General features: G+C 37.2%; 18 protein-coding genes. 3 read left to right on the plus strand and 15 right to left on the minus strand.

Going from position 1 to position 16,793, the window contains the following annotated elements:
* Positions 1-186 precede the first annotated feature (186 nt).
* On the minus strand, positions 187-750 hold the full coding sequence (locus ACSU6B_RS13960) for a YppG family protein (protein WP_410886048.1): 564 nt from the start codon (positions 748-750) through the stop codon (positions 187-189).
* 191 nt (positions 751-941) lie between these two features.
* Here ACSU6B_RS13960 and yppF point away from each other — a divergent pair, with 191 nt between their 5' ends.
* On the plus strand, positions 942-1,151 hold the full coding sequence (gene yppF / locus ACSU6B_RS13965) for a YppF family protein (RefSeq protein ID WP_098931669.1): 210 nt from the start codon (positions 942-944) through the stop codon (positions 1,149-1,151).
* A gap of 33 nt (positions 1,152-1,184) precedes the next feature.
* Here the strand turns inward: yppF and ACSU6B_RS13970 are convergent, their stop codons facing one another.
* The 3 genes from ACSU6B_RS13970 to ACSU6B_RS13980 form a co-directional block, all read right to left on the minus strand.
* Positions 1,185-1,541: a DUF1798 family protein gene (locus ACSU6B_RS13970; RefSeq protein WP_168244887.1), complete on the minus strand. Its 357-nt coding sequence runs from the start codon at positions 1,539-1,541 to the stop codon at positions 1,185-1,187.
* A gap of 183 nt (positions 1,542-1,724) precedes the next feature.
* Positions 1,725-2,000: a hypothetical protein gene (locus ACSU6B_RS13975; protein WP_410886051.1), complete on the minus strand. Its 276-nt coding sequence runs from the start codon at positions 1,998-2,000 to the stop codon at positions 1,725-1,727.
* 351 nt (positions 2,001-2,351) lie between these two features.
* Positions 2,352-3,329, minus strand: coding sequence for a DUF2515 domain-containing protein (locus ACSU6B_RS13980; protein WP_214997597.1), 978 nt, complete (start codon positions 3,327-3,329; stop codon positions 2,352-2,354).
* A gap of 196 nt (positions 3,330-3,525) precedes the next feature.
* On the opposite strand from ACSU6B_RS13980, the gene recU reads away from it, so the two are divergent.
* Both recU and ACSU6B_RS13990 read left to right on the plus strand, forming a co-directional pair.
* Positions 3,526-4,137: a Holliday junction resolvase RecU gene (gene recU / locus ACSU6B_RS13985; RefSeq protein ID WP_410886053.1), complete on the plus strand. Its 612-nt coding sequence runs from the start codon at positions 3,526-3,528 to the stop codon at positions 4,135-4,137.
* A 29-nt stretch (positions 4,138-4,166) separates the two neighbouring features.
* Complete coding sequence (locus ACSU6B_RS13990; protein WP_410886055.1) at positions 4,167-6,845, plus strand: transglycosylase domain-containing protein; 2,679 nt, start codon at positions 4,167-4,169, stop codon at positions 6,843-6,845.
* A gap of 24 nt (positions 6,846-6,869) precedes the next feature.
* Here ACSU6B_RS13990 and ACSU6B_RS13995 read toward each other — a convergent pair whose 3' ends face one another.
* The 11 genes from ACSU6B_RS13995 to panB all read right to left on the minus strand — a co-directional run bounded on the left by ACSU6B_RS13995 (position 6,870) and on the right by panB (position 16,769).
* Entirely contained in the window at positions 6,870-7,232 is a 363-nt protein-coding gene (locus ACSU6B_RS13995) for a YpoC family protein (RefSeq protein WP_410886057.1), read from the minus strand.
* On the minus strand, positions 7,225-7,887 hold the full coding sequence (nth, locus tag ACSU6B_RS14000; RefSeq protein WP_410886059.1) for an endonuclease III: 663 nt from the start codon (positions 7,885-7,887) through the stop codon (positions 7,225-7,227). The genes ACSU6B_RS13995 and nth overlap by 8 nt, the downstream gene beginning before the upstream one ends.
* 61 nt (positions 7,888-7,948) lie before the next feature.
* Positions 7,949-8,650, minus strand: coding sequence for a DnaD domain-containing protein (locus ACSU6B_RS14005; protein WP_410886061.1), 702 nt, complete (start codon positions 8,648-8,650; stop codon positions 7,949-7,951).
* 116 nt (positions 8,651-8,766) lie between these two features.
* Positions 8,767-9,963, minus strand: a complete 1,197-nt coding sequence (locus ACSU6B_RS14010) for a pyridoxal phosphate-dependent aminotransferase (protein WP_214997632.1) — start codon at positions 9,961-9,963, stop codon at positions 8,767-8,769.
* 33 nt (positions 9,964-9,996) lie between these two features.
* Positions 9,997-10,470, minus strand: a complete 474-nt coding sequence (locus ACSU6B_RS14015; protein WP_410886063.1) for a cell wall elongation regulator TseB-like domain-containing protein — start codon at positions 10,468-10,470, stop codon at positions 9,997-9,999.
* A 14-nt stretch (positions 10,471-10,484) separates the two neighbouring features.
* On the minus strand, positions 10,485-10,655 hold the full coding sequence (locus ACSU6B_RS14020) for a YpmA family protein (RefSeq protein ID WP_410886065.1): 171 nt from the start codon (positions 10,653-10,655) through the stop codon (positions 10,485-10,487).
* Between the two features lie 117 nt (positions 10,656-10,772).
* A complete protein-coding gene (locus ACSU6B_RS14025; protein WP_410886067.1) occupies positions 10,773-11,627 on the minus strand; it encodes an ATP-dependent DNA helicase in 855 nt (284 codons plus the stop codon).
* A 78-nt stretch (positions 11,628-11,705) separates the two neighbouring features.
* A complete protein-coding gene (gene dinG, locus ACSU6B_RS14030; protein WP_410886069.1) occupies positions 11,706-14,507 on the minus strand; it encodes an ATP-dependent DNA helicase DinG in 2,802 nt (933 codons plus the stop codon).
* 167 nt (positions 14,508-14,674) lie between these two features.
* Positions 14,675-15,058 (minus strand): aspartate 1-decarboxylase, encoded by a 384-nt coding sequence (gene panD / locus ACSU6B_RS14035; RefSeq protein ID WP_168244898.1) that lies wholly within the window; start codon positions 15,056-15,058, stop codon positions 14,675-14,677.
* A 29-nt stretch (positions 15,059-15,087) separates the two neighbouring features.
* Positions 15,088-15,936, minus strand: coding sequence for a pantoate--beta-alanine ligase (gene panC, locus ACSU6B_RS14040; RefSeq protein ID WP_410886071.1), 849 nt, complete (start codon positions 15,934-15,936; stop codon positions 15,088-15,090).
* Entirely contained in the window at positions 15,933-16,769 is an 837-nt protein-coding gene (gene panB / locus ACSU6B_RS14045; protein ID WP_214997585.1) for a 3-methyl-2-oxobutanoate hydroxymethyltransferase, read from the minus strand. The genes panC and panB overlap by 4 nt, the downstream gene beginning before the upstream one ends.
* Between the last annotated feature and the right edge of the window lie 24 nt (positions 16,770-16,793).

Here is a 16,793-nt window from a genome sequence, read left to right on the forward strand (position 1 = left end):
AAGACGGCTAGTAAAAAAGCCGTCTTTTTGCTGTTAAAACTTAGCTGTTGATTTCCACTCCAGGCGCGTGCGGATCGCGGGCGGTCCGGGGAGCCTCCTTTGGCGCTAAGCGCCTGGGGGGTCTCCCCTGCCCTGTCCTCCCGCAGGAGTCTTCGCGCCTTCCGCTCCAATCAACTGAGCTTTTTATTAAGCCTTAAATATTCCACCAAATCCCTTTACAAGTGATGATACTTGGTTAACAGCATTCATCATTTGACCTGCTGTATTCACCATTTTATTTATATCCACTGATCCATCTTGGGACTTGAAGGAATTCATAAACGATTGGACCCCTCCTTGCTGTTTTGGGGTTGCACTTTGCTTAGGATAAGGGTTCATCACTGGATAACCATTCATGGGCATATACTGTGGTTTTTGCACTATTTCTTCCTGTGGCTGTAAAGGGTTCTGGAATAGGAATTGCGAATCTTTTTGCGAAAATGGCTGGCTATTGTATGGCGTATTTTGAGAAACGTAGCCAGGTTGATAGTTTTGACCATATTGCTGGTACACTGGCGGGTAATAAGGAATTTGTTGATTGGGTTGTTGATAAGCGGTCCAATCATAGTTTTGGGGCTGAGCTTGGTAATGGAAGGGTTGATTACTATTAAAAAGCTGCTGATTCCTGATCTGACCAACTGGACCTTGCTGCATCATTTGCCCCGAATATTCATAATTGAGGTAATTAGCTGGCCTTTTTTTGCCAAACATGGGCAAACATCTCCTCCGCTTTTTTATCTACTACACATTATGAAGGAGAGAGAGGAAAGGTGATTCTTTTGAAAAACAATAATTATGTCAAAATGACGAGAATTTTGTCTGAAGTTTAAATATTTTAAAAACTAGGAATCCTTTATTTTCGTGATACGATAGAAAAAAGGATGAAGGAGGAGCTAATAGATATGGACATTCGCGAATTAAAAAGCAAATTTATTCAAAGTCGGGATTATACACCAGATGATGTTAATACATTAATGGATTTTGCTAAGAAAGCGTATATTCAAAACGATATTAACATTAAAGAATATCGTCTTCTTGTCCGTGAACTTGAAAAACAAGGCGCGGTAATACCTGAAACGGATAATGAAAACTCCCTCATCGAACATTCTTAATAATAATTAAAGAGATGCAGCTGCATCTCTTTTCTATTTTTTAACCTCTTTTAATATTTCCAAGAGGAAAAATTCAACCGTACGATTTGCATTTAAAAATCTCGTTTTGCTAGTTTCCGGGAAAAAGGATTGAATTGACAACTGGTCAATATGTTCAGATGTCGTGTCGATTTGCTTTAAATGAAGATGTTTATGGTCCGTTTCAGACAGCCATTTCTTCATGGCATGTTTCCATTGGTCATTTATTTCCTTAACTTCATTTGCAAATGGCTTAATCACTTCATGAAAATCATGCTTGAGCCCTGACTCCCTTCCCTCTAGATAGTACTTCATGAATAAACTATTATAAGCTAAAAGTTTTTCCGTTAATTGGATAATTTCTTCAGACATCTTTTTAATAAACCCTTTCTTTAAAAAATGGCTCTGTTATACTTGGCTGTTGATTTCCGCTCCAGGCGCTTCGCTCCAATCAACTTGTGCCAAAATCAACAATAAGCTTTAACATAGCCTAAAAAATAAAAAGTAGCAAAGATCTTTATGCTACTTTAATCGTTACTATTATTTTATAGGCAATTAATAGCCCAATTCAAGTTGTAGGGCTCTAGACACATGATTTGGATTGGCACAAGCAATCTCTAAATTAGATATGGAGTTAACTTTATCAATACTCTGTTCAAGTCCCATTAGTTTTTGTTTTGATACGATTAACTTAGCCTGCTCTTTCTTGTCTAAACTTTTGCGCAGGTCTGAGAAGGATGCTTCAAGCACCACTTCCAATTCTTCTAATTGATCGTATATTTCTGACAACATTGAAATCAACTTTTCCTTATCGGACAATGGCTTATTCATCTATTAAACCCTCCCAGCAATTTCTATTAAGTATAATTATTCTCTTTCTTTTTTCGGCTTCCTTCTACCCTGACAAAACTAGAAGCTATTCGTCAAAGGTAGTGGTTAAATGGCATTTTACTCCATGTAATTCGACATCAATTAAATCCTGCATGAAAAAATAAAAAAGCGCACAAGCTATTGTTGGAGGTGTTTTTTAATGTCAAAAAATAATAAACAAAACAAAAAGCAGCAAACAGTTCAATCTGATGCAGCAACAAAAACAGGCTACGGTGATAAAAAGCTTGTGGGAGAAAACCGACCTGCCGAATAACAACCAACCAAAAAGCAAGGGACACTTCCCCTGCTTTTTTATTTCCATTTTTTTAGCTGCAAGGTCTTTTGGAGGGCCAACATTAATTGAAGTTGGTTTGATTTAGCAAAGTACCAATCAGTAAGGTGAATGGGGTGACGATGTCGTGCGGGAAGATACAACAAGAAGGGGGATACCCTGCGTTGCGTACTCCAATCCTCATATTTATGTTGATTATGCTTTATAACTGGGAAACTCACTCGCAAAATCGGGGTTTTCAGGCCAGTTTTTATTTTAAAATATTGTTCATAATCATTTCTTGAACCAGTATGCGGCGTTTTTTCAGCGAATTCATAAAAATAAGGAAATAGCCGTGGATGAAAAAGTATGCTGGCTAGTCTTTTACCCAGGTTGATTCTTTTTGAAAGTGATTTGAAACCATTTGCACTTGCCCCATATACTTCTCCCCCGCAGGTTGGAAATAGTACACAACTGAAATGAAACCAATCTTGAAAAGAAAAAAGCTTCGATTGGAAAACCTTTTTCTTATATAGAGGGTGATCAATAACCGGTGTTTGAATGACATTTTGTTCATTTATGATTAATGAAGTGGTCAGTCTGTTCTTATCATTTTCTTTCCAATATCGGAACCATTCTTTTTGGATAAACGTAGAAACATGAAAATAAGGGAGTAAATGAAACATTTTTCGATTTAATTTCGTCGAATATTGGTAGACCAATAACTGGGGATAGACATCATGGAAAATCAACCAATTTGCCCGCTCATAGGTAAGGAAAAGCTGCTTTCTCGTCATGTCCGTTAATAATTGAGGAAATATTGACCCTTGGAGGTCACACATATTCCACCCCCCATTCCTAGATACCATGCTTGCTAAGAAAGACCAAATGATATCTGGATGTTTCTTAAAAAAAGAAAAGTATGCTTCAGTCCTTGAGATATTATCGACATTTTTTTTATTGGTTTCCTCTTGAATTTGACGAATGATTGTTCGTTCCTGTATTGTAAGATGATTCATATTCATCTTCCCTTAAGTTTTTTTAATAGATTATTAGTACTATGATTGAGTTTAAATTCTTTTATGAGAAATGCATCATGTATAAATTTAGCAGTCACAGTACAATTGTTATTAGAGTGTGTACGCAAATGTATTTTATACACCCCATTCTCTTCAAGATTTGATATGATAAGGAAGAGTTTGAGAGGTGTAAAACGTGAACTTTAACTATCCAAATGGAAAAAGATACTTACCAAGAGAACAGAACACAGAAAATATCAATAATAAAAAAAAGAAAAATGGCTCTTATAGTAACAGAGGAATGACACTTGAGGAAGATTTAAATGAGACAAATGAATATTACCGTGCGGGAAAAGTAGCTGTTATTCATAAGAAACCAACGCCGGTTCAAATTGTCCAAGTTGATTATCCAAACCGCAGTGCTGCTGTAATTAAAGAGGCATATTTCAAACTTGCCTCCACCACGGATTATAATGGTGTTTATAAAGGAAAGTATATTGATTTCGAAGCTAAAGAAACACAGAACCCTACCTCTTTTCCATTAAAGAATTTCCATCAACACCAGATACAGCATATGGAAGAAGTCCTGGATCAAGGAGGTATTTGTTTTGTTATCCTTCGTTTTACAAGATATGAGCAGGTTTTTTTACTCGAAGCAAAACACTTGTTAACATTTTGGAAACGAATGAATAATGGCGGCAGAAAATCAATAACCAAAGAGGAAGTGGAACTACAAGGACATCAGATCCCACTTGGTTTTCAACCGCGAATTGACTATATTAAAATTATAGATAAGCTTCATAATTGAGAAAAGGCCTGAAAGGAAGGAATATTACCATGTCAGAACAGTACCAATCAAGAGAGGAGCGCCGAAAGAAACTCCAAACCACAGGTAAACCAAAAACCAAGAAAAAATCGGGTGGATTAATAAAGAAAATTTTTCTAACCTTAGTGGCCCTTGGTATTATTGGAATACTTTCGGGAGTGGGGACTTTCGCCTACTTAGTAAAGGATGCTCCCGTACTTGACCCAAAATTATTAAAAGATCCAATCCCTTCGAAGATTTTAGATAAAGATGACAAGTTGATTACTGAAGTAGGTGCAGTTAATCGGGAATATGTAAATTACAAAGACATACCACAAGTAGTTGAAAATGCCATTTTGGCAACCGAGGATTACCGTTTCTACAAACACCATGGTATTGACCCGATTAGATTAGGCGGTGCTGTGTTAGCTAATATCCAACATGGATTTGGATCTGAAGGTGCCAGCACAATCACACAACAAGTGGTTAAAAACTCATTTTTAACTCCCGAAAAAACCTTAAAGCGGAAAGTCGAAGAAGCCTGGCTCTCTTATCAGCTTGAACAGCAATATACTAAACACCAGATTTTCGAGATGTATGTAAATAAGGTTTATGTTTCTGAAAATAGCCACGGTATTGCAACTGCCGCAAAAATTTATTATGGAAAAGAATTAAAAGATTTAACATTATCAGAGGCTGCCCAAATTGCTGGGATGCCGCAAAGTCCTAATAATTATAACCCATTCGATCATCCTGATTTAGCTGAGAAGAGACGAAATATCGTCCTAACATTAATGCATCAGCATGGTTATATTTCAAAACAAGAAATGGAAGATGCGAAAAAGGTTTCTGTTAAATCAACTGTATTAAATGAAAAGCAGCGTCAAGTAAAAGAAAAACCATTTGATTCCTTTGTTGATGCTGTTATTGATGAAGTGAAAGAAACGTCTGATTTTGATATCTTTACAGATGGTTTAACAATCCATACGACTCTAGATCCAGATGCGCAATCATATGTTGAAGATATTCTTAATAAATCAGACATTATTGATTATCCTGATGATGAATTCCAAGCTGGGGTTGCTCTCCTTGATACAAAAACTGGAGAAATTCGGGCAATTGGAGGCGGAAGGAACCAGAAAGTAAAACGTGGGTTTAACTATGCCATCGATACACAACGTCAACCAGGTTCAACAATCAAGCCTGTGCTTGATTATGCTCCCGCGATTGAATATTTAAATTGGGGAACCTTTGAAATGATTGAGGATAAACCAATAACCTATTCATCTGGGAAAAAGTTTGGGAACTGGGACCAAAGCTATAAAGGACCGATGACGATTAGAACTGCACTGCAATTATCACGAAACTCACCAGCCGTTCAGACTCTACAGCAGGTTGGTCTTGAAAAAGCGAAAGACTTTGCAGTTGGTTTAGGTATTCCTTTAAAAGAAATTTTTGAATCCTACGCAATTGGCGGTTTTAAAACGGGGGTTTCCCCACTTGAAATGGCTGGTGCCTATAGCGCCTTTGGCAATAATGGCATTTATACAAAACCACATGCTATTAGAAAAATCAAGTTGCGTGATGGAACCTTTATTAGCACAGAACCTGAACCAAAAGTGGTAATGAAAGATTCGACCGCTTTTATGATTACCGATATGTTAAAAAGTGTCCTCGTATCTCCTGGAACAGGAACAAGGGCAAAAGTTCCCGGACTTCCAATCGCCGGTAAGACCGGTACAACGAATTATACAGATGAGGAAATACAAAAATGGGGTATTCCGAGCAGCAGGTCCGTTCCTGATGCCTGGTTTACTGGATATACAACTAATTACACTGCGTCTATTTGGACAGGATACAAAAACCGAAGTACACCTATCAACGCGGTCGGAAATAATCAACGTTTAGCCCAATTAATTTTTAAAAACTTAATGGAACATGTATCAAAGGATATCGATACACCTGACTTTACTATGCCAAACAGCGTTCAAAGAGTAAGTATTGAAAGAGGCTCTATGCCGCCGGTATTGGCAAGTAAATATACCCCTGGAAGTCAAGTTATTACTGAGTATGCTGTGAAAGGTCATGCACCTAAACGTGTCTCCCAAAGGTATGACAAACTGAATGCTCCGAAAAAACTAAATGCCAAATATGATGAAGTAAATAAAAATATTACCTTAACATGGGATTACAATAATTCAAAAGAGGCAAATGTTACTTTCTCTGTAACGGTAAATAGCGGGACTGGTCAAAAGCAATATAATCAAGCAGAAACATCTTTAAGCATCCCTGCCGTACCTGGTACTAAATATTCTTTCACGATTGTGGCAATCAGTGGTGATCGAACTAGTAATCCAGCAACTGCTGCAATTGATATACCACTACCTATTCAAGAAGAAAACCCAGGTAATACAAATCCTGGCAATGGTACAAATCCAGGAAATGGAAACGGGAACGGCAATGGCAACGGTACTGGTAATGGCAACGGTACTGGTAATGGCAACGGTACTGGTAATGGCGACGGTACTGGTACTGGGAATGGTACTGGTACTGGGAATGGTACTGGCAACGATACTGGTAATGGTGATGGTACTGGTAATGGCACAGGCACTGACAACCAAGATGACGGCGTTACTACTCCACCAGATACCCCGGTCGACAATGGGACAGTAAATGGAGCAAATTCAGGTACACCTACAACATTACCCTAACTAAAAAGAATAGTAAAAAAGCGTCTAACCTTTAGGTTTAGACGCTTTTTTTAGTATACTTCTTTTCGAATACAGCTTTTCTTGCTCAACCATTAACTCTGATAACTGCCGATATGAATGATATAGATTTGGTCTAGACATGATAAAACCTAACCGTTCTTCCACATTGACAGGTTTAAACTCAAATTTATTAGAGTTAAAAGGTTCATCCAGAGTTGCAGGCAATTCATTTGACCAAGACAAGAACTGAATAAACATTAAAATTCCCTTTTCCATCAACACTTTTGCGTTTTGATAATCTCGTTCACGAAATAATGCTTCGAGTTGGACCTTACTATTTTCCCATTCCTTCAATAGGCTGGAAATGTTCTTAACCTTTTTATCCATTGATAGATACCTGACCTTTCATCCGCTTTTTACCCTCCCTGCATAGCCCTACTAGTGGGCAGCTTGAACATTGTGGATTTTGGGCTTTACAATGATAGCGGCCAAAAAATATCAAGCGATGATGTGTAACTGACCATTCGTCTTTTGGGATCTTCCTCATTAATGTTTTTTCCACTTCGAGTACAGAATCCTTCCAACGGCAAATCCCTAAACGCTTACTCACTCTTTCAACGTGAGTATCTACTGCTATAGCAGGTACATTAAAAGCAACGGACACAACTACATTTGCTGTTTTCCTGCCCACACCAGGCAGCTTTGTTAACTCATCACGATCCATTGGGATTTCACCTTTATACTCTTCTAATACCATTCGGGAAAGGCTTTGAATGTTTTTAGCTTTATTTCGGTAAAGGCCAATCGAACGTATGTCGTTTTGTAATTCTTCTAGTGAAACCTCAAGATAATCCTCAGGTGTTTTGTATTTTTCAAATAACGATTTAGTCACTTTATTTACGAGCACATCGGTACATTGTGCCGATAAGGCCACAGCAATGACTAGTTCGAATGGATTTGAATGATTTAATTCACAGTGGGCCTCTGGAAACATCGCACCCATTTGATCAAGGCAATAACGGATTTGGGTATTATTCAACATATCTATCACCTACTATTATTAAAATGAATAAAACGAGAGATAACTCCCTCGTTAATCAAAATTATTGTTCTAACCAATTGTAAAAGGGCACAGTTGGTTGATGTGTTTCCCCCTTCACAGTTCCATTAGGTGTTTGCTTTTGACGAAATTTAAGTCCATGGGTTTTCGCTTGCTCTATCGTTTTTATCCCATTTTTCTTCCACTCAAAAAGAATTCTATCAATATACCGGAAGTTTAATTTTCCAGACATTACAGCTTCCCGTAAAGCTGCTTTGATAATAATTGGGTCGTGATGATCATCATCCATCCACATGGCTAGGGATTCACATTCAAATGGAGATAACGGTCGGCCAAATTCCTTCTCAAAGCAAGTATAAAGGTCGGTTTCGTCTGCTTTCTTATCTGTTTCCTTATTACTTTTATTATTTTTCAAGAAATGTTCAACAAGTCTTTCCCATAAAGGGATGACAGAATACTTTTCATATCGGATACCTTCATTTGTATATTCATCGGTAATTTCGATAAAACCTCTTTGAATCAACTTTCTAAGCATTTCATTACATTCCGAAATGGAAATCGTCATTCGTGCCGATAACTCATCTGGTGTAGGGAATTCATGCCCCTTTTCTAAAAAGGTTAGTATATTTAATAAAAGAACAAGTTCAAATTCATTTAAATTTAGATTACGGTATTCAGAAAATAATAATGTTGGAACGGTGATATTACCTTCTTGAATCCATGCTAAAAAGTTTGTTTTCATCATTAGGACACCTCCAGTTAAGTATACCACGAACAAATTATCCGAGTAAGAGTTTTAGGCATCCATCTTTGGTAACTAAAAGCAAAAAGCCTGCAGACCTTAGCAGACTTTTTACGTTTTTAATTATTGACAATGCTTGATTTGGATGTAACAAATTGGTGGATTCTCTCCACTGCTTTTTCCAATAATTCTAAAGAAGTTGCATAGGAGAGTCGAATATTGTCAGGAGTTCCAAAGCCTGAACCTGGGATAACAGCGACTTTGGCATCGACCAGCAAGGCTTCAACAAAAGCATCAACATTTTGATATCCTGTCAATTCAGCAGCTTTTCTTACATTTGGATAAAGGTAAAATGCTCCTTGCGGTTTCACACATGTTACACCGGGAATCGCTACTAGTTTATCAAAAATTATTGATAATCTTTTTTCAAATGCCTGGCGCATATCTTCTACTGGCTGCTGTGAGCCATTGTAAGCAGCGATTGCTGCATACTGGGCTGTTGTTGTCGGATTAGATGTACTATGACTTGCGAGGTTTGTCATCGCCTCAATAATTACTTTATTTCCAGCCGCGTACCCGATTCTCCAACCTGTCATCGAATGTGATTTAGAAACGCCATTAATTACAATGGTTTGGTTTTTAAATTCTGGAGAAAGTTGTGCGATCGAAACATGTTTATTTTCCCCATAAACTAGCTTTTCATAAATTTCATCTGAAACAATGAGAATATTTTCCTCAAGACAAACTTTGCCTAACTCATAAAGTTCTTCAGCTGTATACAACACACCCGTTGGATTGCTAGGTGAATTAATTATAACAGCTTTCGTATTTTTCGTAATGGCGCTCTTTAATTGCTCTGGGGTTACTTTAAATTGATTTTGCTCTAATCCTTCGATATACACAGGAACGCCGCCTGCTAATTTGACTTGCTCTGGATAGCTGACCCAATATGGTGTAGGGATTATTACCTCATCCCCATCATTTAATAGGACTTGAAATAATGTATAAAGAACGTGTTTAGCTCCATTTCCTACAATGATTTCATTCAGTTTATATGTTAACCCTTGGTCCGCTTCAAATTTCTTAATAATTGCTTTTTTTAATGCAGGTAAGCCTGCTGATGGGGTATACTTCGTATGCCCTTCTTTCATAGATTGGGACGCAGCATCTAATATATATTGTGGAGTATTAAAGTCAGGTTCACCTGCTCCCAAACCGATAACGTCTTCACCTTGTTCCTTTAATTCCTTTGCTTTTGCAGTAATTGCTAATGTTGTTGAAGGTGTAAGTGCCTTCACACGATTTGCTAATTCCACTACCATAAATATTTCCTCCATTCTCCATTACATCTATAGGTTTTCGATCTTCTTTAGCCATTCACCTGTTTCAAAGTGAACATAATAATAATTTATTAAATTATTATTAGAACGATAATATATTTCCCACAAGGGGATATTTTTTTCCATGCCAAGTCTCACTGAAATAACCTTTTTAGGACTTTTTTCTTGTAAAAGTTTCTGAATGGCTTCTTCTTTCGATAAACCATCCTTTGCTTTTTTCACGTAAACTTTTTTACTTTTTTCAGGAATCCAAACGATAATTTTTTCACCATTATTACTTTTTCCCTCAATGACATTAACAGTTTCTATGCCATTATATATATGAAAATCCTCAACTTCTTTTATAGATATTTCCTTGTTGGCTAGGGCAACCGCTTTTTTCTCTGCAGCTTTAACAGGATCCACAGATGTGAAATACACTTTTATTAATAAACCAAAAATCACTACTATAAATATTACTATAAATATAATCCACTTTTTCATAAGCACTCACTTCTTTATGTACGATAAATGGTAAAAATCGCTGTATTTTTATCTTCTTGATCAAGTGCCAATCCAAACATAAGATCTTTTTGCTTCAAGGTTCGATTAAGGGCATCAACAATTTTATACAAATCCGGACTGTGCTGGATTTTTAATGTTGATAACACTTCAATTTTACTTTCCATCCGTTTTCCTCCAATATTTGCCTATTTCTCTACAATAATTGATAAATCTCAACCATTATTATAACAGGTGGAAGCAAAAAGCGGGTCTGTGATTATATGAATTTTTCTAATTTTTTCTTAGTTACCCTCTTCTACAGGGATCGTTATTACTTCATAGTTAGAATCGGTGAATTTTATCGTGACGGTACCATGTTTTTTGGTAGTATAGATTTCTGACCAAGTTTCATGGAGATCGACAAGAATATCTGGGTCATGCTCCTCTTCTTCCGGTGCAAATAGAATCGAAATTTGCGGATTTAAATACTGGATTAATTTTTCAGATAAAGAGTCCTCCATTGCACAATTAGGAATCTTAAAAACATTAACATTTTCCAAATTTTTCTTCATCAAGGTTTCCTCCGCATGTGGTGTAAATGAAGTCATCAGGAAAATGCGGTGATTAAAAAAATCCAGTGTCAAATCCATGCCCTCATTGGGTTCATTTCCAACAAATTGGACCACTGCAGTCAACTCCGGAAGAATGGTTTTTTTTGTGCCCTCACCCCAGGTGACGACTGCAGGTTTATTTGGTAAGCCTAGTTTGTTTGTTATTTGGGCAGATAACTCCGGTGTTGTGATAATTTCTTTAATACTATACTTCGTTATTAGCTTATTGATTTGTTTTTCTGAAAGCTCGAGATTGTTCTTTGTAAGAATTAGCTTCGAAATTTTCTTCACATCATAAAGATAAAGCCATCCTTCCAATTCTGCATCCGTCTCTTTCCCGCCGGCATTTACCAAGATATTTTCACCATTTGAGCCTTGAATAAGGGTTGAATCACCTTCAGACAGGCCTAAAAAAGTAACAGCAACTTCATGATCCTTAATATTTAAGTCAATGTTTTCAATATTATTTACAGTAGTCGTCTTTGATGCCTCTACCATGAGTGTCGATTGAATGAATATGGACAGTAATAATAGTAAGGTTCTCATGATACACCTCCCATATTATAGGATGTGTTTTTTACCAAATATTATCCAGTATATTAAACAATTGGTCCGACTGATTTATTATAACCAAGAGTCAATAATTTCAGCTAAATCATCCATCTTACCCTTTTTTATGGGAACATTGGGAATTGATTTCAAAAAGGCCTTACCATACTTGGTCGTTACAATTCTTTTATCAAAAACCACAATAATTCCACGGTCATTTTCCGTACGAATTAACCGACCAAATCCTTGTTTAAATCTTAGGACCGCTTCTGGCAGTGAGTATTCAGAAAAAGCATTACCCCCGCGTTTTTCGATTAACTGACATTTTGCCTCTGTTAAAGGTTCATCAGGGGGACTAAATGGCAGCCTAACAATTACAAGGCACGATAGGTCCTCACCAGGTATATCTACCCCTTCCCAGAAACTGCTTGTCCCTAGCAATAATGCCTTATCATATCTCTGGAAATTTCTAGTTAGCCTAGTTCGGCTGCCACTGGTTATCCCTTGGGCAATCATTGCATAGTCATGCAAAAAACCACTTTCTTTAATTAATTCATAGGTTTTCTTTAGCATGTCATAGGCGGTAAATAGAATCAGCATTCTTCCTTTTGTTGCCTCTGCAATTGTGATGATATGCTCAGTAATTGAAATGACATAATCTTCTAACGATACCGTGTTTATTTCTGGTAAGTCTTCAGGTATTAGGAGTTGTACCTGTTGATTATATTCAAATGGCGACGGAATGTTCAACTGTATCGTTGAAACTGGATCAAGTCCAATTTCTTTCATGATATAGTCAAATGATTTATTCACAGTCAAAGTAGCAGAAGTGACCACTACCGCTTTTTTAAGTTGAAAAAATTGTGCCTTTAGTTGGTCGGCCACAGATGCTGGCTGAGCTATAAAGGTTGTAACATTTTGCGGTGAACGAATATCTATTTCAATCCATTTTACATCGTTCGTTTTTTTAATAAAGGAATGAATAACCGTGTCTCTTAATTCTGATAGATCATTTAGAAAGGTTTGGATTTCTTCCATTTTATTTTCTTGGGAACGTGTTAACGAATTACTTTCCCTTTTGATCCATTCGAGTCGTTCAATAATGACTGAATGAAAATCCTTAAGTAAAAAGGCAAACCTTTCTGCACTATGTACAAGTGCCTTTTTTTCTTTTACCTCGTCTTGAAGAGAAAAGCGCACCTTGGCACGGTTAATTCCTCTTTTAATTGTAAGCTTGGCTTTTGCAAAAATTGCAATCAATTGAAAAAATTCGTCTGTTTCAAAAGCAAGGTCAACATTTATTTGATTTAACTTAGTTGCAGGTGCCATCATCTCAGGTTTCTTTGGTACAGAAGCAATTAGCTTCTCTAATTCATAAAAGAGCTGTTTTTGTTCTAAAACACCAAATTGACCCAATAAGAGCCGAGTGGATAAGTAATCTAATGTATGACCAAAAAACTGACTTGCTACTTTTTCAAAATGATGTCCTTCATCAATGATAGCGAAAGAAAAATCGGGCAAAATTGTGCCTTCTCCTTTAATATCACTTAATAGCAAAGAGTGATTGGTAATAATAATATCGGCAGTTTGTGCATTTCTTTTGGCCTTCAAATAAAAATCTCTTTCTTGCCAAGCTTGGTTCTGCATAAACATAGCGGGTTCGTTCTTAATTTTATTCCAGAATATTTGCCCGCCGCTTGATAGGTTTAACTCATCCCGATCACCTGTTTCAGTTTCAATCAGCCAAACAAGAATTTGCATTTTGGTTAACCCTGTATCGTAATTATCACTATCATCTACAAGTGTCTGATTAAACTTTTCTAAACTAATATAATGATTCCTACCCTTTAGGAGAACAGAGTTAAGCTTAAAGGGCAAAATTTTATCTAAGATCGGGATTTCATTTTTTAGAATTTGTTCTTGTAACTGAATGGTATGCGTGCTTACAACTATAGGAAGCTCCTTTTGCCTTGAAAAGTAGGCAATCGGCAGCAGGTACCCAAGTGATTTTCCGACACCGGTTCCAGCTTCAATCAATGTATGGTTTTCATTTTGAAAGGATTGATACACAGTATCCATCATGGTAAATTGGCCTGTCCTCTTCTCAAAGGCTGCAAAGGCTTGTTTTACTAGCTCGGTTTTTTCATCCTCACTTGCAGGATATTGATATTCTTTACCTTCATCCTTCGTTCCTGACTGCTCAGAAAGCCTTTTTAAGGCTATCCCCTTAAAAATCTCGAACGACTCCGAAAATTGTTCAATCGAGTCATCTTTGTTTACGAGTATTTCATCAAGAAACTGCTGTAGATCACTTTTGAGACCGCCAGAAAGATGTGCAAGCTGTTTTAGCGTTACTCTAGGTAAGGATGTCAAACGTTCTAAAAGAATTAAGAAAAGCTCAGCAGTTACCTGTGCATCACTATCAGCTTGGTGGGGGCGATCATGATTAAGATTTTCTTTCTCTGCTAAATCCGATAACTTATAACCATCAGCTGTCGGATAAAGTATTCTTGCCATTTCCACCGTATCAAGAACAGGGCCAAAGAACCCTTCCTGACCCGATTGGATTAATTCTTCCTGAAGAAAAGACAAGTCAAATAACACATTATGTGCAACAAAATAAGCCCCATCCAGTAAAGCCGTGACCTTTTCTGCTATTTCCGAAAATAGGGGAGCATCCTTCACCATGTCATCATTTAAGCCGGTCAATTCTTCAATAAATATTGGAATGGATTTTTTCGGATTTATTAATGACGAAAATTTTTCTGTGATTTTTCCATTTTCAATGACCACAGCAGCAAATTGGATAATTTTGTCACCCTTTTTTGGAATGTTTCCCGTTGTTTCCAAATCAATTACGACGAATTTATTTATCATTTCATTAACACCCCAAACCTTCGTTCATTAGAACGGTATCACATTATCTTCAAAAGAAAAAGTAAACAATACTAGGATGCTTCCCATTCTACCATTATCTTTACGATCTTTTTTATATTTATTATATAAAACAGTCGTAAAAAAAGAAAAATCCCCGAAATTGGGGATTACATGATGGTTAGAGCTGGTTCTGCATTGATTAGTTCTTTAATCCGATTGTCTTCATCCATGATCGCTACTTTAGGTTTATGTGCTGCTACCTTTTCTTCAGCAATAAGGGCGTAGGAAATGATAATAACGATATCACCTTTTTGAACCAAGCGGGCAGCTGCACCATTTAAACAAATGACACCACTACCTCTCTCGCCAGGAATAATATAGGTCTCTAGACGCGCACCATTGTTATTGTTAACAATTTGCACCTTTTCATTTGCAATCATTCCAACTGCATCTAATAAGTCCTCATCAATCGTGATACTGCCTACATAATTTAGATTAGCCTCTGTAACAGTTGCTCGATGGATTTTTCCGTTCATCATGTTGCGAAACATTATATTCCTCCCCCGTTCTCTTTTTTCTATCAATCTAAATTCGCAATGTAATTGTCTATTAATCGTACCTTCGTAAATTTTACAGCCAGTGCAATAATAATTGTACCCTCTAATATTTCCAGTTGCTTTAATTGTGGATAGGAGTAGATTTGGACATAATCAATTGTACCCGTTGATTCATTGGTAATCATTTCACTAATCATACTAATTAATTTCGCTGGATTTCGCTCACCTTCATTAATTGCTGCCACTGCAGCTTGAAGGCTGTGATACAGTACAGGAGCTTCTTGTCTTTCCTTGGGCAGAAGATTAACATTCCGTGAACTCTTAGCAAGTCCATCATTTTCACGAACGATATCGACTGCAATAAGTTCCACAGGAATATTAAAATCAGAAACTAACCCTTCAAGAACTGCCACCTGCTGGGCATCTTTTTTTCCAAAATAAGCTCTTGTTGGCATGATAATGTTAAAGAGTTTTGTTATTACTGTAGCGACGCCATCAAAATGGCCTGGGCGTGATTTCCCACATAAAACATCCGTGCGATCACGGACGTTAACTTTAACTGAAGGCTCGTTTGGATACATTTCCTCAACGGATGGATGGAAAAGAAAATCGACCATTTCACTTTCAGCCAAGGCGCAATCACGATCAAGATCACGCGGGTATTCAGCATAATCCTCTTTTGGTCCAAATTGTAATGGGTTAACAAAAATGCTTAGAACAACGATATCATTATCTTGTCTTGCTTTATTTAAAAGTGTTAAATGACCCTCATGCAAAAATCCCATTGTTGGTACAAAGCCAATCGATTTTTCTTGGAGCTTATGTTTATTTATTATTGCCTGCATTTCCATAATGGTTGAGATAACCTTCATTTCGTACCTCCATAAAGCCCTTTCAGTTCCTGTTCCTTCATTGTGAAAGAATGTTTTTCTTCAGGAAACCGTTCATTTTTAACGTCAGCTGCATAGGCTTGAATTGATTCAATCATAAATGGATTGACAGCATGATATTGTTTGACGAACTTCGGTACGCGATTAACGCCATAGCCCAGAATATCATGATAAACGAGAACTTGACCATCGACCGCAACTCCGGCCCCAATACCAATAACTGGAATAGAAATCATTTGTGCAACTTCCTCGGCCAGTTGTTTTGGTACACATTCAAGAACGATAGCAAAGGCACCGGCTTCTTCACATTTCTTTGCATCTTGGAGTAATTTCCTTGCTGCTTGGGCATCTTTCCCTTGTACTCTATATCCACCTAATACACCTACAGATTGAGGGGTTAACCCTAAATGGGCACAGACAGGAATACCGGCTCTAGTTAAAGCAGTAATTTTTTCAATAACATCATCTGCACCTTCTAGTTTTACCGCATGTGCACCCGTTTCTTGTATTAGTCTGGCAGCATTTAATAATGTATCTCGAACAGATAAATGATAAGTTAGAAACGGCATATCAGCGAGAATAAAGGTATCTTTTGCTCCACGTTTTACAGCTTTTGTATGATGGATCATGTCGTCAAGCGTTACTGGTATGGTTGAGTCATAACCAAGGACTACCATCCCAAGAGAGTCTCCCACCAATATAACGTCAACTCCGCCCTCTTCAGCCTGCTTAGCCGAAGGGTAATCATACGCGGTTAACATAACGATTTTTTCATTATTTTCCTTCATTTTCAAGAAATCTGTTGTTTGCTTCATCAATTTTCCCTCCTTTTATATGGG

It is taken from the genome of Neobacillus sp. C211 (genome assembly GCF_051842875.1).
Taxonomy (GTDB): domain Bacteria; phylum Bacillota; class Bacilli; order Bacillales; family Cytobacillaceae; genus Neobacillus.